Annotated in this window: 24 protein-coding genes; 7 read left to right on the forward strand and 17 right to left on the reverse strand. The window is 40.0% G+C overall.

Annotated elements, in window-relative coordinates; genetic code table 11:
- Positions 1-309 precede the first annotated feature (309 nt).
- A complete protein-coding gene (locus tag FR932_RS10585; protein WP_019440590.1) occupies positions 310-1,089 on the forward strand; it encodes a hypothetical protein in 780 nt (259 codons plus the stop codon).
- Positions 1,090-1,094: 5 nt separating this feature from the next.
- Here the strand turns inward: FR932_RS10585 and FR932_RS10590 are convergent, their stop codons facing one another.
- From FR932_RS10590 to FR932_RS21550, 3 genes are all read right to left on the reverse strand, one after another.
- Entirely contained in the window at positions 1,095-2,126 is a 1,032-nt protein-coding gene (locus FR932_RS10590) for a phospholipase A (RefSeq protein WP_019440591.1), read from the reverse strand.
- 181 nt (positions 2,127-2,307) lie between these two features.
- Positions 2,308-3,771: a TonB-dependent receptor domain-containing protein gene (locus FR932_RS10595; RefSeq protein WP_196805524.1), complete on the reverse strand. Its 1,464-nt coding sequence runs from the start codon at positions 3,769-3,771 to the stop codon at positions 2,308-2,310.
- Positions 3,765-4,424, reverse strand: coding sequence for a TonB-dependent receptor plug domain-containing protein (locus FR932_RS21550; RefSeq protein ID WP_196805525.1), 660 nt, complete (start codon positions 4,422-4,424; stop codon positions 3,765-3,767). Before FR932_RS21550 ends, FR932_RS10595 begins: the two co-directional genes overlap by 7 nt.
- A gap of 607 nt (positions 4,425-5,031) precedes the next feature.
- Here FR932_RS21550 and gltS point away from each other — a divergent pair.
- Complete coding sequence (gene gltS / locus FR932_RS10600) at positions 5,032-6,255, forward strand: sodium/glutamate symporter (protein ID WP_019440592.1); 1,224 nt, start codon at positions 5,032-5,034, stop codon at positions 6,253-6,255.
- A gap of 201 nt (positions 6,256-6,456) precedes the next feature.
- On the opposite strand, the gene FR932_RS10605 is transcribed toward gltS, so the two are convergent.
- From FR932_RS10605 to FR932_RS10620, 4 genes are all read right to left on the reverse strand, one after another.
- Positions 6,457-6,885, reverse strand: a complete 429-nt coding sequence (locus FR932_RS10605) for a hypothetical protein (protein ID WP_019440594.1) — start codon at positions 6,883-6,885, stop codon at positions 6,457-6,459.
- A 97-nt stretch (positions 6,886-6,982) separates the two neighbouring features.
- Positions 6,983-8,473 carry a sigma-54-dependent transcriptional regulator gene (locus FR932_RS10610; protein WP_019440595.1) on the reverse strand — a complete coding sequence of 497 codons (1,491 nt, stop codon included), beginning with the start codon at positions 8,471-8,473 and terminating at the stop codon, positions 6,983-6,985.
- A gap of 56 nt (positions 8,474-8,529) precedes the next feature.
- Positions 8,530-9,933, reverse strand: coding sequence for a lipopolysaccharide biosynthesis protein (locus FR932_RS10615; protein ID WP_019628856.1), 1,404 nt, complete (start codon positions 9,931-9,933; stop codon positions 8,530-8,532).
- Positions 9,930-11,093: a glycosyltransferase gene (locus tag FR932_RS10620; RefSeq protein WP_019440597.1), complete on the reverse strand. Its 1,164-nt coding sequence runs from the start codon at positions 11,091-11,093 to the stop codon at positions 9,930-9,932. Before FR932_RS10620 ends, FR932_RS10615 begins: the two co-directional genes overlap by 4 nt.
- A gap of 129 nt (positions 11,094-11,222) precedes the next feature.
- Between FR932_RS10620 and FR932_RS10625 the strand changes: the two genes are divergently transcribed.
- Positions 11,223-12,026 carry a class I SAM-dependent methyltransferase gene (locus FR932_RS10625; RefSeq protein WP_019440598.1) on the forward strand — a complete coding sequence of 268 codons (804 nt, stop codon included), beginning with the start codon at positions 11,223-11,225 and terminating at the stop codon, positions 12,024-12,026.
- Here the strand turns inward: FR932_RS10625 and FR932_RS10630 are convergent.
- Genes FR932_RS10630 through FR932_RS10645 form a run of 4 tightly spaced genes read right to left on the reverse strand, consistent with a single transcriptional unit; the run spans position 12,012 to position 15,548 of the window.
- Positions 12,012-12,917, reverse strand: a complete 906-nt coding sequence (locus FR932_RS10630; protein WP_019440599.1) for a metal ABC transporter permease — start codon at positions 12,915-12,917, stop codon at positions 12,012-12,014. The two genes, FR932_RS10625 and FR932_RS10630, sit on opposite strands and share 15 nt — an antisense overlap.
- Positions 12,914-13,771 (reverse strand): metal ABC transporter permease, encoded by an 858-nt coding sequence (locus tag FR932_RS10635; protein ID WP_019440600.1) that lies wholly within the window; start codon positions 13,769-13,771, stop codon positions 12,914-12,916. Before FR932_RS10635 ends, FR932_RS10630 begins: the two co-directional genes overlap by 4 nt.
- Positions 13,768-14,619 carry a manganese/iron ABC transporter ATP-binding protein gene (locus tag FR932_RS10640; protein WP_019440601.1) on the reverse strand — a complete coding sequence of 284 codons (852 nt, stop codon included), beginning with the start codon at positions 14,617-14,619 and terminating at the stop codon, positions 13,768-13,770. Before FR932_RS10640 ends, FR932_RS10635 begins: the two co-directional genes overlap by 4 nt.
- Complete coding sequence (locus FR932_RS10645) at positions 14,616-15,548, reverse strand: metal ABC transporter substrate-binding protein (protein WP_019440602.1); 933 nt, start codon at positions 15,546-15,548, stop codon at positions 14,616-14,618. Before FR932_RS10645 ends, FR932_RS10640 begins: the two co-directional genes overlap by 4 nt.
- A gap of 170 nt (positions 15,549-15,718) precedes the next feature.
- Between FR932_RS10645 and FR932_RS10650 the strand changes: the two genes are divergently transcribed.
- Positions 15,719-16,009, forward strand: coding sequence for a nitrogen fixation NifW family protein (locus tag FR932_RS10650; RefSeq protein ID WP_019440603.1), 291 nt, complete (start codon positions 15,719-15,721; stop codon positions 16,007-16,009).
- A 30-nt stretch (positions 16,010-16,039) separates the two neighbouring features.
- Here the strand turns inward: FR932_RS10650 and FR932_RS10655 are convergent, their stop codons facing one another.
- Positions 16,040-16,630, reverse strand: coding sequence for a DUF938 domain-containing protein (locus tag FR932_RS10655; protein ID WP_019440604.1), 591 nt, complete (start codon positions 16,628-16,630; stop codon positions 16,040-16,042).
- Positions 16,631-16,774: 144 nt separating this feature from the next.
- Here FR932_RS10655 and FR932_RS10660 point away from each other — a divergent pair, with 144 nt between their 5' ends.
- The gene (locus FR932_RS10660) at positions 16,775-16,957 is read left to right on the forward strand and encodes an acetyltransferase (protein WP_240532373.1); all 183 of its coding nucleotides are present in this window, start codon (positions 16,775-16,777) and stop codon (positions 16,955-16,957) included.
- 50 nt (positions 16,958-17,007) lie between these two features.
- On the opposite strand, the gene emrD is transcribed toward FR932_RS10660, so the two are convergent.
- Positions 17,008-18,228 carry a multidrug efflux MFS transporter EmrD gene (gene emrD, locus FR932_RS10665; RefSeq protein ID WP_019628858.1) on the reverse strand — a complete coding sequence of 407 codons (1,221 nt, stop codon included), beginning with the start codon at positions 18,226-18,228 and terminating at the stop codon, positions 17,008-17,010.
- A gap of 386 nt (positions 18,229-18,614) precedes the next feature.
- Between emrD and FR932_RS10670 the strand changes: the two genes are divergently transcribed.
- Positions 18,615-18,953 carry a hypothetical protein gene (locus FR932_RS10670; RefSeq protein ID WP_019440607.1) on the forward strand — a complete coding sequence of 113 codons (339 nt, stop codon included), beginning with the start codon at positions 18,615-18,617 and terminating at the stop codon, positions 18,951-18,953.
- Between the two features lie 45 nt (positions 18,954-18,998).
- Here the strand turns inward: FR932_RS10670 and FR932_RS10675 are convergent, their stop codons facing one another.
- Positions 18,999-19,409 (reverse strand): hypothetical protein, encoded by a 411-nt coding sequence (locus FR932_RS10675; RefSeq protein ID WP_019440608.1) that lies wholly within the window; start codon positions 19,407-19,409, stop codon positions 18,999-19,001.
- A 337-nt stretch (positions 19,410-19,746) separates the two neighbouring features.
- Between FR932_RS10675 and FR932_RS10680 the strand changes: the two genes are divergently transcribed.
- The gene (locus FR932_RS10680) at positions 19,747-21,345 is read left to right on the forward strand and encodes an AMP-binding protein (protein WP_019440609.1); all 1,599 of its coding nucleotides are present in this window, start codon (positions 19,747-19,749) and stop codon (positions 21,343-21,345) included.
- A gap of 98 nt (positions 21,346-21,443) precedes the next feature.
- Here the strand turns inward: FR932_RS10680 and FR932_RS10685 are convergent, their stop codons facing one another.
- From FR932_RS10685 to FR932_RS10695, 3 genes are all read right to left on the reverse strand, one after another.
- Positions 21,444-22,883, reverse strand: coding sequence for an ATP-binding protein (locus tag FR932_RS10685; RefSeq protein WP_019440610.1), 1,440 nt, complete (start codon positions 22,881-22,883; stop codon positions 21,444-21,446).
- Complete coding sequence (locus FR932_RS10690) at positions 22,870-23,568, reverse strand: response regulator transcription factor (protein ID WP_019440611.1); 699 nt, start codon at positions 23,566-23,568, stop codon at positions 22,870-22,872. The genes FR932_RS10685 and FR932_RS10690 overlap by 14 nt, the downstream gene beginning before the upstream one ends.
- 398 nt (positions 23,569-23,966) lie before the next feature.
- Positions 23,967-25,679, reverse strand: coding sequence for a COG3904 family protein (locus tag FR932_RS10695; protein ID WP_019440612.1), 1,713 nt, complete (start codon positions 25,677-25,679; stop codon positions 23,967-23,969).
- Positions 25,680-25,733: the final 54 nt, after the last annotated feature.

The following is a 25,733-nucleotide window of genomic DNA, read 5'->3' on the forward strand; positions in this document are numbered from 1 at the left end:
AGACCGTCTGTTGTTTCGATGAGGTGATTATGCAGTAGTTAGTTAGCACATGCAAGTCGACTTATGCTACATGAACACTTTACAGTCCCTTAGGTTCAAAATTAAACAAAAATAACTATTTAACGACATTTTCCAGGGGGTTAACACCTATAAAATTCGTTCTTGATCACCCTTATTGCTTATATAAATAAACAAATCGAAGCAATTAGCTATATACACCTAATTTCTTATGTTATTGCTATTACACAACGGTCATTATAAACAACACCCATATAGTAAACTGCAACAGGTTTTGAGGTAATAAATAACATGAGTGAAAAAATACTAAATATTGCGGATAACTTCTGGAATATACGCGGCGATTTTAAGATCGGGGGCATCTTAAATATAGGCACTCATGCGTCAATAGTACGCTGTCAAAATGGTAAATTTGTCCTGCTTGATGCCTATACATTAACGGGGAAACTTAAAAACCAGGTCGATGCATTAACCAATAATGGCGAAGACCTTGAAGCCATCATTAACTTGCACCCTTTCCATACCATACATGTCAAAACAGTACATGAAACCTATCCACACGCAAAGCTTTATGGCACTCAACGTCACCTCGATAAATTCCCGAATCTACCGTGGCAATCACAACTAACAGAATCAAGTGAATTTGCTGCGCTGTTTGCTGACGATTTTGAATTCTCTGTACCCGCTGGTGTTGACTTCATCTCAACGAACGAGAACTTACATTTTGCATCGGTACTGGCCTATCACAAAGCGTCTAAAACAATTCACGTAGATGATACGCTAATGTATTTGAAGTTTCCGAGCATCATTGGTGTACTCAAAAAACCAGAAGTCACATTCCACATGACCCTGCCACAGACGCTAGAAAAAAGACCTGGTGCAGCAACCGATTTCAGGAATTGGGTAACGCAGTTAATCACACAATGGCAAGGTGCTGAAAATCTATGCGCTGCGCATTCAGCTACGCTACTAGGTGATAAACACGCATCACCGAGTGTCGCGGTTAAAATTGCATTAGCGTTAAAAAAAGTTGAGAGAACATTGCAAGCGCATGAGAAAAAGTTTGGCTAATACGCTTAAAACATATTATTAAGCGCGATACCAATACCAAATCGCGTTTGGCTGTGATTGTAATCAATCAGGCTTTCCCCATAGCCATTAAACACTGTGATATAACCTTTCAACTTACCATATAAAGGTGTTGTTAGGTTTACTTGCACCGAGCCATTATGGGTAGAAAAATTCTGTCGCATCTCAGCGCTTAATTCATATTTACCAAAAGCGTAACCGATACCATATTCGACATTACCCATATAATCGGCGATATCCGGGTTATCATCGCCTTTAGGACTTGTTGGGTCGGTTTTCTCATTTTCAGCTAAACGATACCAAGGTCTAACGCTCCACACTAAGTTGCCTTGCTCATAAATGAACTCAGCGTAGACTCTATTCCATGATCGAGAAAGACTACCAGAGCGTCCATTCGATTGATGTTCAAATCCAACCATTACCCCGGTATTAGCATCATTAGGGTGCCAATCGAGTGGTGCAACATAGAACACTTCAGGACGGTAATTTGTTTCTCGGAAAGGGCTCGATATATCCTTGGCATAAACTTGCCACCATGCTTCGATCGTGAATGCAGCATAAATACGATCACCATCGACTAACAGCGAGCTATAACTCAAGGGTAACTTAAGACTCAATTGAAATTTTGATTCAACCGTCTTGTAACCTTCATCTAAGGCCTCAGCCTCTTGATAGGCTTCAGGGTTAACTTCGCTCGTGCTATAGGCAGGGAGAATATAATTCATTCGATGTGGCGTTAGCACGAATTCCGATGAATCATTTTGCCGCTCAGCAACAATACGTCTTGTTAGCACCCCTGCTTTTACTTTTTTACCACGAATAATAACGGTGCCATCTTCTTCAAGGCTGCTTTGTGCTGCGCATATCCCTCTGATTTCACCTAATGTCATTTCTGCTGGGCTGGCTGCGACTTGCTTGTCAATACACTCGCTTTGTGTTTCAGCTTGAACGTTCGAGCCTAAAAATAGCGACACTAAACCAAGTTTTGTATAATTCAACTGTTGCAAAATTAATTCCATTTATTGTGAACTCTAAGATCCATAGAGAGTATGTGGTGACTTAACTATATGAATAAGATATCGACCTTATGATAGTGGGTCAAGCAAGAATTAGGTAACGGGAATACGAAAAAATCCGCTGAGTAAAGGTCAGCGGATTTTCATCTACACAAATGAGTTAAAACGTAATACAAGAGACTAATTAAAAGTCATATTTAACCGTTACGCCATAGTTACGTCCCGCTTGTGATAAATCATTATCTTGTGCTGTTAAGCCTCGCACATCATTCCATGACCAGTACTGCTCATCAGTTAGGTTATACACACCAGCACGTAATGTTAAATCTTCCATCGGCTTGTAGTAAGCAGTTAAATCAACCACGGTTGAACTTGGATTCTCAATTTGATCTTTATCACCTGTGTCAGTAGTGTTTATGTCGTTAGCGCCTTTCTTGGCAGTATAAACAGTTTTCAGTGATGTGCCCCAATTAGCACTTGGGCTATCATAATTAAGACCAACAACCATGTTCCAAGGTGAGACACTGTTTAGCGCTAAACCATCTTGATCTTCACCTTCAGTGTAAGCTGCAGCTAAGCGTAAAGTCGTACCGTCAAATGCCCCTATTAAACTATCTAGCCATAAATTAGCACCTAATTCTGCACCTTTAATCGTTGCTTTTTCAAGATTATCATACGATGTAATCCCCCATTTATACTTAGGGTCATCATAACGAGTTACCGTATCAATAAAGTTATCATAGTCACTATAAAACAGCGCAAACTCATAATTACCAGCGTTAAAGTTACCGCGTAAACCTGTTTCATAAGAAATACTTGTTTCAGCTTTTAAGTTAGGGTTAGGCTCACTCTTATACGGCATAGTACCACTGCTATATGAATAGAACAGTTCTTGGAAATCTGGAGCTCTAAAACCTTGGCTAACTTGCGCAAATACCTTCGTATCATTAGTTAAACTATACAGAGCGCCAAACTTACCAGTTACTGCAGAATCTGAATAATCTTTGTAATCAGTTGGGATATAACCACTCACGTCTTTATGCTTGTCTGTCGGTACACTATTATCAGGATTAGTACTAAAACTATCAAAACGAACACTTGGCGTTAATACTAAATCACCGTTAAGCAAAACGATTTGATCTTGTAGATAAGCGCCCCATTTACTCTCTTTAGCAGCAGGCATATAATAATATAACGTACTCGCGGTATCTCCCGCACCGTCCGTCTTATAAGTCACATTGATATTCTCAATATCGCGATATTCATAAGACAAACCATATGTTAAATAATGTTCCATTCCAGCTAATGCAAATGATTTATCAAATTTAGCACTGCCTTCATAACCTTCTTCACCATAAAGATAATCTTTTAATTCACTTTTTTTCGCTGTGTTACCACGCATGGTTTTTGATATTTGCTTACTTTTCTTCCAATCAATCTGTAGTGCTACTGAATCAAATAGCGCGTTATTTGCAGTTAAAATATATTTTGCACCAATACGTTGACGTTCATGCTGATCTTTAGCATCATAGTTTTTATCCCAAGTACTATCGAGTGGTAAATCACTATCTGTATCTGAAAGCACCTGTTCACCAGTAAATTCAATGCGATGATTTTCATTGATTTGATATTGCAGTTTCACTAACACATTATTTTTTTCTGTTTCTTGTGGGTCTGGCTCGCCAAAGTTTTGCTCTTCTTCGCCAGCTCTGTGCGATTAGCCAAAGCCACTGACTGAGAAAAACTACTATCTACCGAGTGATAACCTAGTTTTACATGACCACCGCTATTATCGCCGGTATCAATAAAATCACTTGGATCTTTGGTTTCAAATGCCACAATACCTGCAATCGCATCACTACCATATAAACTCGATGCCGCACCTTTAACTACTTCAACTGATTTAATCATATCTGGGTCAATATCTAATCGTCCTGATTGAATGAAAGACTGTCCTGAATCAAAACGGTTGGCTTGCGATACACCATCAACCACAATTTTAACGCGATTGCCTTCCATTCCTCGAATATTAACACTTTGAACGCCATATCGAGGATCACTTTCTACTGTAACACCCGGTGTATAGTCAAATAATTCTCCAACATCTTTTACAAGATTAGCTTCAATATCATCAGCGGAAATGACACTTACTGACGCTGCGACATCTGTGAGTAACTGTTCCGATCGTGTAGCTGATACAACAGTCGTGGCGTCAGCCATATTGCTATTGGATTCAGCTATTGCTGGCATTGATAAAGCTAATAAAATAGATGTGGTTAAATACTTCTTATTCCAAGACATCGAGAATTCCCTACAGCGTCATTTATGTTTAAGTGGCGCCAATATAACAAGATCAAATGAGAATTACTATCATTCTCATTAATATTCGCACTATTAAACTCTGAATAAACCAAAACATGACAATCAATAATGTATTTTATACAAAATCATGTTAACCCATCGTTTAGTGTGGTTTTTTGTAGACTTTAATGGCGATTTTAGTAGTACAAATATCGTTATTTAACTATAAATAATGAATAAAAATTAAAATATGCTATATTCGGGCATTATTTTTTAATTAACCTATCCATAATAGATAGCTAAACTGCAAATCAAGCCGTTCACAGGGTAAACGTTTGCTTATGTACTAGGTATGGCACCAACGTACTTTATGTAAATTTTATGCATATATGAAATATACATTTAACAAGTAATTTAACGCTCAGAGTAAACAATTCGGTCATCAATCATGAGGCTATGGATATCAATGGTCGAGATTTCATCTACGACACTATTTACTCGGTATTAAATCTCAATTTTAATCACAACATCAGTTTCATGATCTGTTTATTCACATTCATTTTAAATTTGTAAAACACATCACACTGATTAATAACCAAGAGGTAATATGAATACTATTTATTCAATTGGTGAACTAGAATCTTTTTTAATCGCTTTTTTAGTACTATTTCTAGGGCATATCTGTAATAAGAAAATACCCGTACTGCAACGATTCAACATACCAGAACCAATAGTCGGTGGATTAATTGTCGCCGTTATTATCACCATTTTGCACTTTCAAAATATCACGCTAGAATTCTCTCTGCCCCTACAAAGCACATTAATGCTTATGTTCTTTAGTACGGTAGGCTTGGCAGCCAGCTACACTCAGCTATTAAAAGGTGGCACGAAAGTATTCCTTTTCTTAGCGGTTGCCTCACTTTACATTATCATTCAAAACGGAATTGGGATTAGCTTAGCAACCATGCTTGGGCTTGAGCCTATTTATGGTTTAATTGCAGGCTCAATCACCTTATCTGGTGGTCACGGTACAGGCGCCGCTTGGTCACAAACATTTTATGAAATGTACGGCATCAATACCCTTGAATTAGCAATGGCTGCAGCCACTTTTGGCTTAGTCGTTGGTGGTATTATCGGTGGTCCAGTCGCCCAACGCCTTATTGCTAAAAATAACTTAGAGTCCGAGTATGGCATTGGTACTAACCATCATGAACAATTCCCTGAGTTAGTGACTTATAACGAGTTAGAAGAAGACCGTATCACAGGTAAAAGTATCATCGAGACGCTGTTTATTCTGTTAACGTGTGTGGTAGGTGCCGGTTATGTAGAACAAGCCGTATCTTTACTTAACATCACATGGTTACGTATTCCAGATTTTGTCTACGCGCTATTTTTAGGTGTGATCATCACCAATACCACCGAAGTAACCAAAAGCTATAAAGTAAATACTGAAGCTGTTGATATCCTAGGTACCGTCGCTTTATCTTTGTTTTTAGCAATGGCATTAATGAATCTTAAATTATGGAATATTTTTGATTTAGCGTTACCGCTATTGGTAATTTTATCTGTACAGGCTGTCGTACTGGCTCTTTTCTCGTATTTTGTCACTTTTAAATTAATGGGTTCAAATTACGATGCTGCTATTATTGCAGGTGGTCACTGTGGCTTTGGTCTCGGTGCAACGCCAACTGCGGTAATGAACATGGGCTCACTTGTATCACGCTATGGCCCCTCACCACAGGCGTTCATGGTAGTGCCTATTGTTGGCGCATTCTTTATTGATATTGTTAATTTAATTATTCTGCAAGGCTATCTCAGCTTTATTGGATAAAAACGGTTAATCAGGTCTGTCATTCACAGGCCTGATTATGCCCTAACCACTACAAACTCTCACCTTGCTGTACTGGTTTCGCTTTATTTGCCCGTCGGATACAAATAGCGATATAAAATACCGTGAGTACCACGGGTATCGTCCATAATAAACTCATCATCATCTCCTTCATTACATTGAATATAAATTAGCGTAACCACATTAATGCACTGTTGGGTGCGGCTCTTTTAACCACTCTGGCGATATTTGTAATGCATCAAAGCAAGATTCACAGATAGGATGACGGCGGCTAAAATCGAGTAGTGGCATTAGCGTGACTTTAACGGCTTGCCTAGCAAGGGTTTTGAAAGTGTCTGATACGGATTCACCACGTAGTAATGACATCATCCATTGATGGGGCATCGTTAGATATCGCAATGCGGTATAGTGCTGGTCTTGTGCTTCGTAAATAGCAGCCAAATGATGTTGAGCTGATATCCAAGCCATTAATAACGCTTCATCTTCAGGTTTATTCTCCCACTGCAGCTTTATCTGTTCCACGGCATTCTGGTAACAAAGCTCCGCATCTAACCAGGATTTTTCACTCACACAACGATGACCATCTTCCATTAACACTTTCCAAGTTTGCATAACCACACCCCTAAATAATAATAATTCTCATTATCATTTAAAACCGGTCATCATGTAAAGCATAATTTATATAAAAAGAGATAATATTTCATATGAGTCAATTAACATTACTTGATAAAACTTGCGCCCAGCTCTGACGTTTACGATAAATAGTCGATGCGTTTATATCTAGTAATGCCGCGGCCTTAGGTATATTGCCATCACAATGTGAAATAGCATTTTCAATAATGCGTTTTTCACTCTTCCACAATGGCTCTATCTCTTCACCGATTAGACCTCTCCCCACTTGAGCATCATCTAGAGTGCGATCAACAACGTGAGGAGACAACCTTTGTAATAACGAACTCGCATGATGCATGTTAAGGGAATCACCATGAACGAATAAATTCGACGTTATTTTCTTTGCCTTAACCCCATTTTCTTGCTGCATTTCGATTGGTAACATGCGACTTGTAATCACCTCGCCATCATTTAACACTACCATTTGGCGGATCACGTTTTGCAGCATGCGTACATTACCTGGCCAAGCATAATGGGTGATGATTTCAATGGCTTTATTATCAAAACTTGTAAAATGTTTCCTCTCTTCTTTGCTGTAATCAATGAGTAATTGCTGGGCTATCAACAAGCTATCGTTATTACGCAGGCGCAATGGTGGTAACTCTATCGGGATAACGTGTAAACGATAGAACAGGTCTTCACGAAATCGTCCCTCTGTTACTTCAATCCAAGGACGTCGATTTGTCGCACTAACAAAACGAACATCGACACATTCTTCTTGTGAGCAACCAACACGCTGAAATACACCGGTTTGAATGAAACGCAATAGCTTACTCTGCAGATCTAAATCCATTTCGCATATTTCATCGAGAAATAATGTCCCACCATGTGCTTGTGTTGCAGCGCCATCACGGTTAGATATCGCCCCTGTGAATGCACCTTTTACATGCCCAAATATCTCACTTTCAATTAACTCTTTCGGGATCGCAGCACAGTTAAGCGCGATAAACGGTTTATTTTTCCGCCCCCCACTATCATGTACCGCTTGTGCGCAAACTTCTTTACCCGTACCACTTTCACCAGTAATGAAAACAGATGCTTTACTGCTAGCAACACAATCAATCGTTTTATAAACGGCTTGCATCGCTAACGAATCACCAATAAATCCATGAAAACTTGGTTTTGGTAAACTATTTTCATAGTTTGCAACTAGGTGAATTAATTGGCGCTGCTTAAGTGCATTACGCAGGGTTATAGATAGCCGTTTTGCATCGAAAGGTTTGACTAAAAAATCAAATGCCCCAGCACGCATGGCATCAACAGCAAGGTCTATGGAAGCGTGTGCAGTGATCATAATAATGCTCATGTCAGGATAGCGTTGCTGCACGGTCATTAAAATATCCATCCCAGACATATCAGGTAACTGTATATCTAAAATAAGTAAGTCAGGCTGCCAACGTGCAAGCTCAATTAATGCACCAGCACCTGATTGAACATAAGTAACATTAGCGCCTTCATTACGTAAATAAGCACTATAAATAGCCCCCATAGACGCACTGTCTTCAACTAATAACGCAGTAAACTCCATATAATAATCCCTTTCGCCGCGAACTTAATCCTTTAACTTTAGTTCTGAATATAACATTAGTGGGAAATGTATCTACGCCACGCTGAAAGTTGCAGACCTCGCCACAGATCTCGATAAAAATAAAGTAATAACAAAGAGTTTATCACCAGCAGAATAAATTCAATGACACGATAACCCGAGATCTTACTCATATTAACGATCAATAGGATCATAAAAATCCCCCATGATGTCAGTAAATATGATTTTCGATAAGGCAAATAAACCAAACGCTGGCTGATCATATAGAAGAGTATGCCGCGAATTAAAACCGTTAACACCATAGTGCACAATAAACCAGTAAGACCATGTTCCCCGACTGCCCAATAACCAACTGCCACTAAATGCACGGCACAAACGCCATCAATAATCGATGCCCATCTCGCACTCTGTTTCAAAAAACAGCCAATATTGAGTAATTCGGAGTGAAACCGTAACGCCATGATTAAACATATCCAAGGGATCAAACTAATACTCTCACGATAGCTTTCAGGTAGCATAACGTTCATCAAAACAGGGGCGAAAAATAGCATACTACCAGCCAATATCATGCCTATTTGCACACCAAGTACAGCATACTTAGCGCCAAGTTTAGGATCTGCTTCATGGATCTTAAAACGCCTTGCATACCACCACATACGAAATGGCTCGAAAGCCACCGAAATCATTAATCCAAACTGTCCTGCAGCAAAAAATATCGCTAATTGTTGCTTACCTAAATGAATAACTACCAGCCAATTCTCGGCGCCATTAAGGCAATAAACAAAGATGCCTGAACAAACAATAAAAGCGATATAGCGATAATGTTCCAATGAAAACTGAGTCCGTGTTCCTTGTAGATGCGCCCGAAAATATATTAGCACTGTAATCGCGATAACAGAGCTACTGATTGCACTTGATAGCATCATGCCTGTGACACCATAGCCTGATAGCAATAAACCAATAGAAAGCATTGTTTGTAGTGCGCCCTGTGCAATAGAAAACACCATAAAAGGGACAGCTCGATGCGTCATTCTAAAATAACAATAAGGTACTGTGAGTAATGAAGAGAGTGATAAACTAATCAATAATAACTGCAGGTCCAATAAGCCTAAGCTAACCGGCAACCAACTCATGATGAGGCCACTGAGTGGTAAGGCCAAGCACAAAAATGTCACCGCGCACAATAACGACAGACGAAAGCATTGGCGCATTACGGCATCGTTATCTTCTTTAACCTGACCACTGGCAAAGCGAAATAAGATGTCGCCCAAACCTAAAGTCAGGAATAGGCTTACCATCGACGCAATACTGACTAAAAAATTAAGCTCTCCATAATCAACTTGCGTCAACATACGCGTCACGATGGGCATCATGATAAAGCCCAAGCCTTTTAGTACAAAAATACCCATTCCATATATCAACATCTCCCTTAAACTATTCATTTAACACTGGCTCCTTCAATCAAACGAGATAGTCGGTGGGCTTGCACTTGGGCATTAAAATACTGTTCTACTCGCTGACGCGCCAGGATCCGCATCTGCTCACGCACGTTATTCTGGCATTGTATAAGCGCTTCTATCGCTAGTTTTAATGCCAGTACGTCTTTCGAAGCAACGATATACCCGGTATCTTCAGTCACAATGTCACTGCATCCCATTATATCACTGGTAATAACAGGTAACCCCATCGCCATCGCCTCTTTTAATACCACAGGGCCACTATCACTATCGCCATCAGCAGAAACACAAAACGGGGCAACAAAACCATCATAATCAGGACCTTTTTGCGCAATCCAGTGTGGGGAACGATAACCCAGCAAACGTACAAATGCGGTTAAGTTTAATTTTTTAACTAAGTGCTGGAGGTAATTTTGTGCTGGTCCTTGGCCTACAATATCGAAATGTGGACGTATATTTTCAGCAATCAAAGCCAGTGCCTCTAACGCATAAGCAATGCCTTTTTTCTCGACCAAATGACCAACAAAGAGTAACTCCAGTTGTTTATGTGGCGGTACTGGATGAGCGGGAAAAAGAGAAAGATCAACCCCACTGTGCAACAAATGTAAATGCTTTGCCCCCAGTCGTTGAAAGTTCTTAATGATATCTTCACACTCAGCAATGTTAAAATTACACGCCGTTAATTTATAGCGTATATCATCATTATCTTCATATATAGCAGATCCATGCTCAACACTCGAAGTGGTAATATCTAACCAGCAAGCGGCGACGATTGTGTACGCTAAACTGCAGTGCATAAAATGACAATGAAAATGCTCACAGCGAAACTTATCCGCGAGGTAAGCTAATTTTGCACCATAAGCAAGTAATGAGCACGTCGTGATAGCATGCTGATGATGGGCGCAATTAAAGGCTTTTGTCGTCGCTAAAGGGTGCTTAGCAACAAACGCAGATACTTGTTTATTAGAGGCTATATTGACATCTATCACTGTGACATTATTAGGCAATGTCACTTCTGAATCACGCTTAATAAAGCAAAATACGGTGACTTGATGCCCCGCCTTTGCTAGTGCACATATTTCCGTGACCACAAATGTTTCAGAGGCTATTGGGAATTCAGGAACAACAATCGCGATATGTTTCATTGCGATACCTTAAGTAAGAGGATTAACTTAAGTATAGAAATAATAATGTTAATGGCATTGTAGAAGTGAAATTATTGCAGCGCTGCCGTATAATATACCGCTTTATAGTATTAATGAGTTTTTTTGACCATGTATATTAATCCCAACTGGCGTATCCTAACTATTGGCGATGGCGATTTATCATTTTCTAACGCCTTACTTCAACATTATGCACCGACGCATTTAACAGCCACAATTTACGATCCTCTGACCACGTTGGAAAATAAATATGGTGATGATTTTTATCAAAAATTACTCGCTAATCATTGCCAAGTATTAACTGGCTTTGATATTACGAAACCTGAGACATGGTCTGAAATAAACCGCCATAGCTTTGACTTAGTCATTTTCCAATTTCCACTCGTCCCCGGGTTTACCTCCAAAGCAGAGTTTAATGACAAATGCGCAGGCATTGGTATTAACACGCTAAATCGCCGACTGTTACGCCAATTTTTAATTAATAGCAGTGAGCAGTTACTTGATCCTACAGGTCCACAACTGTGTTATATCACCAGCAAAGACGTAAAACCTTACTCTGAATGGAATATTCAACATTCATTAATACGCAATACAGACATCTATTTCCTCGGTGAAATGAACTTCGACATAGCCAATTTCCCTGGCTACCGCATTCGTAATGTTGATCGTGATAAACACGTTAAAGATACTAAAGGCATTACTTATGTATGGAGTCCACGCCCTACTAATCAATTAGCTCTGGCGCTAAGAGCACAATTAACACCGTCGACAATACTTGGTGATGATTGCTGTCATTGCTGCCAAGCTGGCCCATTTACTTCAGCTCAGCATAAAGAATCACATGAAAACTCACGTAAACATTTACGTATGAAAGACTTCGAACAGCAATGGCTTGACGACTTACAAGCAACTTAAATCCGCAGCGATATCTTGATGTAAGTATTTTGACGCAGTTACTTTTGCTTGGTAACTGCTATAAATAAACACCAGAATAAAGGCGATACTCAATAACATGATAATCGTTGGCGCCGGGGCGCTGTCGAGGAAAAAGCTTAGATATACGCCAAAGAACGACGCTAATAACGAAATAAACAATGCCACCAGTAGCATACTTTGAAATTTATTCGTTAATAAAAACGCGATAGCTCCAGGGGCAATCAACATCGCAATCACTAATATCATGCCCACCGCTTTTAGCGCGCAAACTATCGTTAGTGTGAGTAGTGACAATAAACCATAATGTAATAACCCTGTCGATAAGCCGATCGCCTTCGCGTGCTGATGATCAAACACAAATACCAGTAGATCCTTACCTTTAATCAGCATGAACGCCACAACCAGAAAAGCGATAACACCAACCTCCAAAATATCCAGCCATGCCACCCCAAGTACATCACCAAACAAGATATGATCTAAATGCACACCGGATTCTATTTTGGTCATTAATACCAAGCCCAAACCAAACATACTCGAAAATACCACGCCCATAACAGTATCTTCTTTCAGTCGGCTATTATCTTTAATAAAACCGGTTACAAGCGCACAAAAAATCCCTGCCACAAATGCACCAATAACATAAGGAATAGCCAGAACATAAGCGATCACCACCCCAGGTAGCACTGAATGAGAAATAGCATCCCCCATCAAAGACCAGCCTTTTAATACCAAAAAACACGATAATAAAGCAGTTGGGATCGCCACAAGCAGCACGATTAAAAATGCTTGCTGCATAAAGGTAAATGAAAACGGTTCTAACAAGGTATTTAATATTGTTTCAGATAACGTATCAAGTAAGCTCACCATCATAATATCCCTATCGTTTGTCTAGCCTTGTATCTTGCCGCTAAATAACCATGCTTGGGCGCAAATACAAACGCCAATATAAATACTATCGCTTGTAGTATCACGATGATGCCACCCGTTGCACCATCAATAAAATAGCTAAGGTAAGCACTAATAAATGAACTCACCGCACCAATAATGACACTTAATATAATCACCCAAGAGAACCTATCGCTGAGTAAGTAAGCCGTTGCACCAGGCGTAACGACCATGGCGATCACTAAAAAGGCACCTACCGTTTGTAGTGCCGCGACGGTACACGCACTTAACAAGATAAAAAATAAAACCTTTAACGCATTCGAGTTTAAACCAATACTGCGGGCATGATTTTCATCAAAAAACACCACCATTAAATCTTTCCACTTCAATATCAGTACAAACAAGGAAATACCGGAGATTAATAACAGTTGTAAGGTATCAGCTGGCGTAATCGCTAAAATATTACCCATAACGATGGTTTGAATATTCACCGATGTCGGTGACAGCGACACCATAAACAGCCCTAAACCAAAAAATGCGGTAAATATAAGGCCTATGATCGCGTCTTCTTTGAGCTTTGTTCGTTGATTTAAAAACAACATGGTGGTGGCAGCCAAGCCGCCCGAAAAAAAAGCCCCCAAAGCAAACGGCAGCCCTAACATATAAGCACCTGCGACACCGGGGACAATGGCATGTGATAAGGCGTCACCAATTAATGACCAACCTTTCAACATTAAATACGCAGATAAAAAAGCACAAACACCGCCGACCAACGCACTAATAAAAATGGCATTGACCATATAGTCATAACTAAAGGGGACTAATAGTGACTCTATCATCTCTCTCTCACCACCGGTGTTTGCTCACCGTTACCATAAAGAACCACCGGACGTTCATGATCTGACAGTACCGTCACCTGCCGCTTATCGTCATCTTCATGCAGTTCATCGCCCGCAAGAATAAAGTGACGTAATACCCCACCAAAGGTTTTCTGCAAGTTATCCTGAGTGAATATTTCACTGGTTAATCCCGCACCCAATATGGTGCGGTTAATTAACACAGTTCGGTCGCAAAACTCTGGCACACTGCCGAGGTTATGCGTGGAAACTAAAATCACTTTACCTTCAGCGCGTAACTCTCGTAATAACGCCATGATCTGTTCTTCTGTTTGCACGTCAACCCCGGTAAAAGGTTCATCAAGTAAAATAACTTGGCTTTCTTGAGCCAATGCACGAGCAAGGAACACCCGTTTTTTTTGACCGCCAGATAACTCGCCAATTTGTCGATACTTAAATTCGCTCATATTAACGCGTTCAAGCGCCAAATTGACTTTATCCTGATCTTTCTGTTTCGCTATACGCAACATATTCATGTGTCCGTAGCGCCCCATCATAACAACATCTTTGACTAAAATAGGAAAATTCCAATCAATCTCTTCACTCTGTGGCACATAGGCAACCAAATTACTTTTTAACGCTTTATTGACTGGCAGTCCTAAAATATCAACCGAGCCTTTTGCTAACGTAACAAACCCCATTATCGCCTTAAACAAGGTTGATTTACCGCTGCCATTAATCCCAACCAATGCCGTAATCGAGCCTTGAGGTAAGCTAAAACTAGCATTGAATAGTGCTGTATGGCCGTTTCGGTACGTCACACTAATATTGTTAACCGCTAATCCGATCATTGTTGTTCAAGTCCTTTTGCTATCGTACCTAGGGTGACTTTTAACAAGTCGATATACGTGGGCACAGGGCCATCCTTCGCACTTAATGAATCAACATATAAAACGCCAGCATAACGACTCCCCGTCTCGCGAGCGACTTGTTGTGCAGGTCGGGCTGATACCGTACTTTCACTAAAGATGGCTGAAATATGATTAGCCTTCACTTTATCGATAACCTTGCGCACTTGTTGCGGTGTCCCTTGAGAATCCGCATTGATAGGCCAAAGATAGAGCTCTTGTAAATCGTAATCACGGGCTAAATAACTGAACGATCCCTCACTACTAACTAACCAGCGTTGATGCTTGGTTAAGGCAGCAATTTGCTGCTTGAATGGTTCTACTGCGGCGATTATCTTGGCACTGTAACGCTGTGCATTTTGATTATAAATAGCAGTATTCATACTGTCGTATTTCACCAAGGCTTGGCGAATATTTTCAACATAAACAAGGGCATTATCAGATGACATCCAAGCATGAGGATTGGGTTTACCCGAATAAGGACCTTGCGAAATACCCATAGGAACAATGCCTTTGGTAACGACAACACTAGGTACATCACGTAGATTATGGAAAAACTTATCAAACCATAACTCCAGGTTTAATCCATTATAAATAATTAAATCAGCAGCTTGCGCACGACTTATATCACCCGGTGTAGCTTGGTAGTTATGAATTTCAGCATCAGGCTTAGTAATTGAAGTCACGATAGCAGCATCACCCGCTACGTTTCTCGCCATGTCCGCTATCACGGTAAAGGTCGTCACTACTTTAAATTTGTTTTCTGCAGCGATGGCATTCGTCGTCCAAGTCGCACTTAATAACATTGTAAATAATGACAGTATTGAAAATATAACCGCTGATGATAGCGTAAAACGGAATCGATTTGGCATGTTACTTCCTTGTTTACTTAGGGATAAATCGATACTAACAAGAAATTCAAAACACCTCAACACAAATGATAATTATTATCATTTGTGTTTTTTTGATCCACAACAACTAATCGTCGGCTTTAGATTTACGCTCATGAGTGGCTATGGGAGAATTAAGCTAAAAGGCCGCTATGCAAACAACAACCAAACCCAGTACTGCTGAGCAAGTAAAGTTACTAACGAATGCCCCTGACTTATTAGATTTTTTTGATATTGGTTTTGACAGTGGCTTAATGCACGAATGGCAAGGTGATTTAATCAAACGCTTCAATGGTTATGTGTTACTAACCAAACCACAAGACTGGTTTGATTACCGCCGTTGTTTAAAAAATGCTTACTGCAAAGTGCAACGTAGTCGACTCGATCGCAGCAGTAAAACTCGCGTAGCTTGCCGTGGCTGCACATCTTGTGAAAGACGTTAATCTGTTTGTGGAGCCATTATTAAGCCAAACTTAAGATTTCACGAATACTAATAAACGGTTATTAGCAGGCATAATGTGATCGGCTGTCAATGTCAGGTTTTGTGCATTAGCCAGCTGGTTAATCGCGTCAATATCGCGAATACCGCGTTCACTATCAATATTCTTTAGCCACACATCAAAATTAGCATTGCTTGGGCTGGTAAATAGGCCACCATAATTAAACGGGCCATAGATACAAAGCTTTCCGCCTGAGACTAAATGCTTACCCGCCCCTTGAAAGAAACGCTTCACCAAAGGCCAGCCAACAATATGTAACGTGTTAGCTGTAAAAATGCCGTCCACATTGTCAATCGGCCAATCTTGGTTTAAATCTAATAATAACGGACGCTGTAAGTTAGCTAAATTAACACTGTCTAACCAGGTATAAATACCGGCATGATTACAGGCTAAGTCACTTGTTTTCCAAGTAAGGTGGGGTAACTTAGCTGCAAAATGTACTGCATGCTGTGCACTGCCCGTGCCAATTTCTAGTACTTGCTGAGCGTGACTGAATTCAGCCGTGAGTACGTTTAAAATAGCTTGTTTATTATTTTCACAAGATTGCGAGAATGGTTTTGTCATATTTACATCTACATAACGGGTTCATTGCCCCCGTAGTTTAACCGATAATCAAAATAAAAGGTGAGTGACAGCTATACTATCACTAATAGAAAACAGTAAATAAGCGGGGCTAACATGTTTTTAAAACATAGAATCAATAACGATATGATAGAAGTGATAGGAGAAGATGATCTTACTAACCTGTTCCATAATACGGTAATCGGCCGTTATCAGGTTGGTGAGGAACAGCAAGACCCTGAATCATTTAACAAATCAGAGTTACTTTTTCTATCCGGGGAAGAATTACCACGTTGCTGGACAGACCCACATTATCGAACTAATCAGTAATCAGTCAAACGGGAACATCCCTGTTCCCGCTGTATGCTGTTATAAGCTATTTATAAACTAGGTGTCATGGCTGTATCACTGGTAAAGCGGCGACGCACCCACAGAATACTAACCACCACCAGCACTGCAGCTACCAGCATCACAGTACCAAGGTTAAACTGATCTTTAGCGCCCATCAATGATGCAGCTAATGTCGCCAGACCCGCACCTAAGTTTTGCATACCACCCAAAATAGCACCTGCTGTCCCAGCATGATTTGGGAAAGGTTGAATTGCCGCAGTGGTTGCAGCTGGAAAAATAATGCCAGCACCAATAAATGAAATAAAACCACCACCGATCAAGGAAACCACAGTGACTAATCCGCTCATACCGGGGATAACTATCACAACCGCACCAATGATTAATGTCGCCATACCAATATTAAACAGATTACGTTGACCGATACGCACCGATAATGTTGCCGATAACCACGCGCCCAACAAATAACCCGGTAATGGTAATACAAATAACCAGCTTACCGTCGTTGGGTCAAGCTTTAACACACTGCCAAGCAAAACACCTGCCGCCGCTTCAAACACAGCGATACCCGCGAATGTAGCAATAAGGCAAAAGACATAACCTTGAAATTGGCGATTACTCAACACATAACTGTAGCTTGTCCAAACGCGCTCATTACGACGCTTTTCTTTCGGCAGTGTTTCATCAAACATCGTAAACATGGCTAATGTCACTAACGCACCTAGGATCAGCAAAAATACATAACTTGCTTTCCAATCAAATGCCATTGACAGGTAACCACCTACCACAGGTGCAAGTAAGGGTGAAAAGATGACCCCCATACTCACAAAGCTATTAGCTCGATGCAGTGATGCACCATCGTAACAGTCACGCGTCACCGTTCGCGACATTGCGCCAGCACAACCCGTACCTGAACCTTGGATAAAGCTAGCTAATAGAAAGTACTCAAATGACGGAGCGAATAAAGCCGCCAATGTACCCACCATGAATATAGCCATGCCCAACATTATCACAGGTCGTCGACCAATGCGGTCTGATAAAGGGCCGTAGATGAACTGCGATAAGCCATAAGGGATCAGGTAAGCCGCCATAACCGCTTGTAGATACGTTGGCTGAACCGCAAAATCGGTAGCCATTGCGGCAATAGATGGCACATACATTGTTTGTGTCATTTGCCCTACAGCAGTCAGTATAATAATTAGAAATAGTAATTTTGCCATATTGGCAGAAGACGATTGTTGTAGCACAACCATACCCTCATAATAAGTTACGAATATAAAACGGTAATCAAAGCTAAAAACCGCAATAATTAGAGATAAACTCTAGTTGGATTGACAATGAAAAGATTGGTGACAGGCTAAATCCATATACGCAATATCTTACTCTGCATTTCAGGCGGCATCATAGTCCTGAGACCCAGCTTAGGCAAGTAAAAAATCAGCTAAAACACAGTACATTTTAAGACTTATTGGATTAGTTTTTGTAATGTATTAATGAAGTGTTAAATTATCGTTTCATAATATAAATTATTCGCTTTTATCGGCCATAACATACCGAAAACAAAAATATATATTACACTCATATTAATAAGGATAATGAAAGTAACTGGCAGGCTAGCGTTTACCGCTAAGGGGAAAGGATGAATAATAGTGATCTTATTTTTATCGCGTTTTCAATTATCACGCTAATTAATGTCGCACGTGCAGTTTCTTCATTACGCTGCCTGCTCTATCACATGAGAGATGTTGATCCGTTACTCTATCAACGCGTTAATGGCCGAGTATTTTTTAATACTGAAGGTAATTACACAAAACAAATGCAATTATTCCATTACATCCGTCGTGATGAGCATCTACAGCACTTTGACGAATACTTTATTTACCGCTGTAGTAAGGTAAAAAAAATATTTACCTTGTCCAGCTATCTCGTCGTTTGCAACATCCTGCTTATCCCAACCTTGATGTATCTCGATTTTTGAGCAGTATTGACTCAATGATGTTCCCCCTATTCGACGCGAGTGTATTTAAAAATCAATTTTAATACCTAAGCTCGCTTCTAACTTGATATCCACATCTTCTACCACATACAGGCTTGGACCAAGTTCTGCATACAGGATTATCTGCTCAAAAGGTTGTTGGAATCCGATACCTGAGCGTACAGCTACCTTATGCTTATGGTGGTCAACAAGTTGTGCGCCTAAATAAACATAGAGCGGTGCTAATTTAGGTTTTTCCAATAATGCCGCCACACTGAAAGTCTGATCAAACGCAATACCGAAATCTTTCAGGCCCAAGGAAAAACGCAAGTCATCTTGTTGATATTGAAGCCCTGACATAGGACTCCCCAAAAATACAGCAATCTTTTGTTTTGAAAAGCTATTAAATGGACACGTCAACACCAACAGCAACACACTGATACATTTAATTTTAGCCATAAATCCCTCCCCCTTAAAAGCAATGTTAAACAAATACTCTGCGAATTCAATTCAACGCTATATAAAAGCCTAGCTGAAAACAGTACAAGCTGCTAATACGCTAAAGTTTAATTTCAAGACAAGCTAAGCCGACCAGTTAGCCGATTTGAAAAAATACCGGGTAGCTCGCTGAAATAGATAAATTCAACAGTATGATGATAAATCATACAAACGTTTAAATTACCTGTTCAAAAAAGTTCAGGTTAAATACACAATTTGTAACATCTATGTTGCAACCAAATAACTAACTCAGTGTCACTTTATATTCACAAAACAACTTAATGATAGGAAGAATTATATGTTATCGAATGCTGCTGTAGAAAAAATAGAATTGAATGGACTCAACTGTATTGCTGATTTGGTACAAGATACTTGTGAAGAATATGCCAATAAACCTGCTTATACCTGTTTAGGTAAAACCCTTATATTTAAAGAGATAGACCAGCTATCTGCCGCATTCGCATCTTATTTACAAAACTATACCGACCTAAAACCAGGTGATAAGATTGCGATCCAATTGCCGAGCATTACCCAATTTCCTATTGTTGCTTATGGCGCGACTCGCGCAGGATTAGTATTAGTTAATACCAACCCACTTTACACGCCACGTGAAATGTTACATCAATTCAACAATTCTGAAGCAACGGCATTAGTTATCTTATCTGACCTATTGCCGGTGGCAGAAAAAGTACTGCCAGATACCAATATTAAGACAATCATTACTACTCATGCTGCCGATTTACTCGCACCACAAGCGCAAGGTTCTTCCCAGGTAGATACAATTTCATTACTTGATGCGATTGCACTCGGTAAAAAGAATCCTTACTTACCCGTTGCTTGTCATATCGATGACCTCGCTGTTTTACAATACACTGGCGGCACAACCGGACTGTCAAAAGGCGCAATGCTCAGCCACGGTAATGTACTAAGTAATACCATCCAAACCAAGGGGCGTTTATCTAACGAAATAATGGCAGGCGAAGAGGTACTCATATCACCGCTGCCGCTCTATCATATTTACGCATTTAACATCACCCTATTGCTTTACTTTAGTACTGGTGCCCACACTGTATTAATACCGAATCCACGAGACATGCCAAGTTTTGTCAATGCAATGAAAGCGGTCACATTTACTGCCATCTCAGGTCTGAATACCTTATTTGTTGGTTTATGTACTCAGCCTGAATTTAAAGCATTAGATTTCAGCAAATTAAAAATAACCACTTCAGGCGGCACTGCGCTCACCAGTTCAACTGCCAAGTTATGGAAAGAAGTCACTGGCTGTGATATCTGTGAAGGTTATGGCTTATCTGAAACATCGCCAGTCGTCACATTTAACCGTCCAAACGAAACTTTGGTTGGTTCAATTGGCGCAGCCTTACCCGGTACCGAGATTAAACTACTTGATGAAAGCGATAATGAGGTTGCAGCAGGTCAAGCTGGTGAATTATCTGTGCGAGGCCCGCAAGTCATGCAAGGTTACTGGCGTAGCGATGCAGCAACAGCAGAAGTCATGACCAGTGATGGTTTCTTTAAAACGGGCGATATAGCCGAACAATTAGACAATGGTTATTACAAAATTGTAGATCGTAAAAAAGACATGATCATCGTATCCGGTTTTAACGTTTACCCTAACGAAGTCGAAGAGATCCTATCAAATCACAGTGGTATTTTAGAGGCAGCAGTGATCGGTGTACCTTTAGAGAAAACTGGTGAATCGGTGAAAGCCTTTATCGTCAAATCTCAGCATAACCAAGACCTTGAGGAGGGGGATATCATTGCACACTGTAGAGAGTTTTTAACGGCCTACAAGGTACCTAAGCAAATTGTATTTATGGACGAGTTACCAAAAACAGCTGTAGGTAAAATTTTACGCCGTGAATTACGCGCTGTATAACAAGCACTAGACTCGGTATAGCGCTACATTAGTAATAAGATGAAATGACGACAAGCACCAGCGGTCGTCATTTTTTACGACTAAAATAAGCATGATGATTACTTAAATGGGCTACAACATTCACATTTAAACTCAACAATAAACATCGCCCCACCCAGTTTACTGGTTTTAATGTCTATCTTACCTTGCATGGTTTTAACCGCCGTATTCACAATTGCTAAACCTAAACCAAAACCACCAGTCTGTCGACTGCGGCTGTTATCTAAACGTGTAAATGCATCAAGCACTTGTTCACGTTGCAGTGGGCTGATGCCATCGCCATCATCTTCGACAATAATACAGCAACAATTAACATGTTTTTTAAGGGTGATCTTAACCCTTGAATCTGCGTATAAACAGGCATTCTTTACCAGATTATCAACGATAAGTTGAAGGTAGCGAGGGTTACCATCCATACTAACCCAATCAATATTTGATGAAATCGATATGTGGGGATATTGACGCTTAAATTCACTTTCACGTGACTTTATTAAACAGCTTAGATCAACGGGCTGATTGATAGATGATGGATTATGCTCGATCGTTTGCAACATCAAGATATCATTAGCCAAGGCTTCCATCTCGACTGAATAACGACTCAAGTCACTATGTAATGCAGTGGTATATTCACTATGCTCTTCATCACTTAATAACCCCATCACCAACTGAATTCGGGTTAACGGCGTGCGTAATTCATGTGCAATAGCATTCGCCATCACCCGTTGTTGGTGTTGTGAATGCTGCAGTGATTCAGCCATTTTATTAAAACTTGTCGCCATTTGATTCAAAGGTGCGGGAATTTTATTGTTGACTCGAGTATCTAAATCGCCCTTTGCTAACGCTAAGCTAGCATCACTTAAACGATAGACGTGATTGGATATATTTCTAACACTGGCATACAGCACTAAGGCAATACTTAAAAAGATAAAACCTACTAAAAAAAAGAAAGCATTATCCTCATCATCTGCCCACTCCTGAGGGCCATCCATTGGATAAATAGCTTCACTTCGATCAATAATGAGTAATAAGCCATCTTTATGTGGCAAAATAATAGCAAGACGACGCTGATCATTTTCCATTCCATGTTTGTAAACGAATACTCCCCACTTACCTATACCAGCAGGTAAAGGTGGGTAATCTTTGTTTGGTTTTATATCAACAACATCTAATAATTCGTGACTTCGATGATAGAGTAAGGCATCTTTCATTTTGATATTTTTAATGGTAAACCCGGTAAATCGACTCAATAAATCGACTTCCATATTCCAAAGATCTGTATCTTCGACAAAATCATCTAATAGCTTAGCCGCAAAACTAGCGTTATAGACGAAGTCATCATCATCAAGTTGATCGTAATAATAATCCATCGAGAGACTAACAAAGACGACGCTACCTATAATTACGGCAGTGACACCAATATATAGCTTTAAAAATAGCGTATTAAAGGAATAGTAACGAATCCATCCCTTCAGCTTGGTAACCATATTATTGCTTAACAAATAGGTAACCCTTGCAGCGAATTGTTTTTATGATTTGATACGGTGCGGCATCATCTTTTATCTTTTTACGTATGCTCGATAAACGCATATCCAAGGCTCTATCTAGGCCATCAAACTCGACGCCTTTGAGTGCTCGATAACATTCGTCTCGACTGACGATCGTCCCCGCTTGTTTAGCTAAATAGGCTAACATTTCATATTCTGCGCCAGTTAAAATTATCTCTTTATTTTCACGCGTAACAAGACGTTTTAAGGTATCTATCGTTAAACTACCTGTATGATTTATCGCGTTCGTATTTTTACTACTTCTATTTTCACGACGCAAAAATGCCTCGATGTGTGACAACAAAATATGTGGTCGTAATGGTTTGTGTAAATAGCCATCAGCGCCAGTGTCTAATGCTGACATTTCCGATATTTCCTCACTACAAGCGGTCAACATAATAATCGGCCCGCTATAAAATTCACGGCTTTGCTTACAGACTTCGATGCCATCTAAACCAGGCATCATGATATCTAATACCACTAGATCAGGTTTTAACCGAGCAATATCAGCCAGTCCATCAATACCATTATTACTCAGCGATACTTGATAGCCTTTACTGCGTAAGAACATATCAAGAAGTCGACAAATTTCTAAATCATCTTCAACAATTAAAATGTGTTTTTTGTCATTCTTTAACATGTTCAAGGATGCCTTATATCTTCATAAATAAGTTTAAATACAGAGCTAAGCATTTAAAGTTTAGATAAATCTAGCTCACTATCATTAAATTCAATTGTTTGAATATTCGTTAACGTAATAAGTACCGTTACGAGTATTTATTTTATCTTGGGTATTACCTGAGATATGACTATTATTTATCCCAGTTAAACGCACTGACGTCAAATATTGTGACTTGGAGGTATATACTCAGTAGGGCTATGACAGCCAGTGAGTAGCACTCCAAGCAGCACACTGATACTAACAAACTTACGCATTTAAACCTCCATTTTTATACAATACGCAAATAATTTATACATCATAAGAAATAACTAAGTTATTTAAGTATCTTTAGGCTAGAGTCAGGCGTTAAAGTCAAGCTATCGCGATAGGTTAAGTTCACTATCATTAAATTCAACTTTCTGAATGTTTAGCAACTTATCAGTACCATTACGCCCATCAACCGTATCCTGCAGCAAGAACCCTTCTCCATCAGCCCCAACTATAAATTCAGATTGTAAACCGTTTACTTTATATGTATTTACTCCACCTTTACCGTCAATCTGATTATCCCCTTGATTACCCATCAAGACGTTATTTTGGCTATTACCTACAATATTACTGTTATTTTTCCCTGTTAAGCGCACCGACTGTAAATATTGTGATTTTGCCGTATAACTTAACGCCGCATTATATTCCATATAAAAAATGCTACCAACTGCAAAACTCGGGTCTATATCCATAGTTGTTGGGATATATTCAGGTAAAAATTCAGCAATAATCGCCTGTCCATTACTATCATGCGCTATTTGTAATGCACGAGAGTTGCCCGTGTAACCATCCATACCCGCTGGGAGCCCTTTCCACATACCGTAATATGCTTCCACTATGGCGGCAAAATATTCATGAGAAACACTATTACCGGTTTCTAAGTCACCTTCAGCACGCCATTCTTCAAGTTGGTCAGCGTCAGGGTTCCATACATTGTTTGTTAACGCCACCTCTGCTTGGTCAGCAATTTTCTTTTGTAGTGATGCTAACGCAGGGGCTATGCCCTGTGCTTGGGTAAGGTGTAATACTTCTTCAAAGGTTGCATCTCGCGCAGATGATGGCGCAGCTAAGTAGCGACTATCACCCTCCACAAAAATCTCAGTCGCATATAGATCCTGACCAAAATCCGCTATTTTACTATTACCAAGCTCCCCTTCCATGGCATTTTCAGAGGCTTTTTCATCATTAAAAATAAATAATGACGCACCTCGATCACCCATACTGTTTGCGACCAGGGTTTTCTTTACTGTCGCAGTATCAGCTAAATAAAATTCAAGTGTATTTCGAGCTTTAAGTAGCTGTGCTAGAGATACTTTTGATTGAGCGAAAATATGAATCGCTTTACCATTAGGTACTGTAACCCAAGTATAGCGATCAAATAAATCGGTTGCAGCTTGGCCAAACTGACTTGGCACAGCAAACACGTTAGCCTGTTCGTTGGCAGTCATGTCTCGTGTTGCAATATCGTACTTGGCCATGTCCGCAGCGCTCATCCAATGAATATCATTGGCGCTTGCTGCATTGAGGGTGTACCAATAAAAATTTGGATCGATACCAATTTTATTATAGTAAGTTAAATAGCGCAGGTGCTCAGGATGACTTGCAGCTAAGTCTTTACCTTCGGTGCCATTTCCGTCTGCCCAAGAATGAACACCAATGCGCGCACTCGGATCAACAATACGCTCTACACCTGCAAGGAAAAAATCAGTGCCGCCCGACGCGATCATAGCCTCGGCGGGGAGCATCGTTTTTAAGTTTTTACTGCGTACTAACAAGGAGGCTTTTAAGTTCGCTTCATCATCCCGAGAACCGGGCACTTGCACCATCACAATCGTATCGACCTGTGGATTAGCAGCTGTCATCGAATTTAGCTGTGCAACAATATCGCTATTAATTTCACCATTCATATAGGCTTTATTACCATAAACGGTAAATAATGGTGTTTTACCGCCTGCACTTGTTGATGAACCACTGTCATCTGAACTATTGCAACCTGTCAATAATAACCCGAATAGAACTGCCACACTCACGAATATCTTCATATGAATCCCTTTACCTATGATGTATGTATGAATAACAGCGTCATCATATAAAAC

Source organism: Moritella marina ATCC 15381 (genome assembly GCF_008931805.1).
In the GTDB taxonomy this organism is placed as follows: domain Bacteria; phylum Pseudomonadota; class Gammaproteobacteria; order Enterobacterales; family Moritellaceae; genus Moritella; species Moritella marina.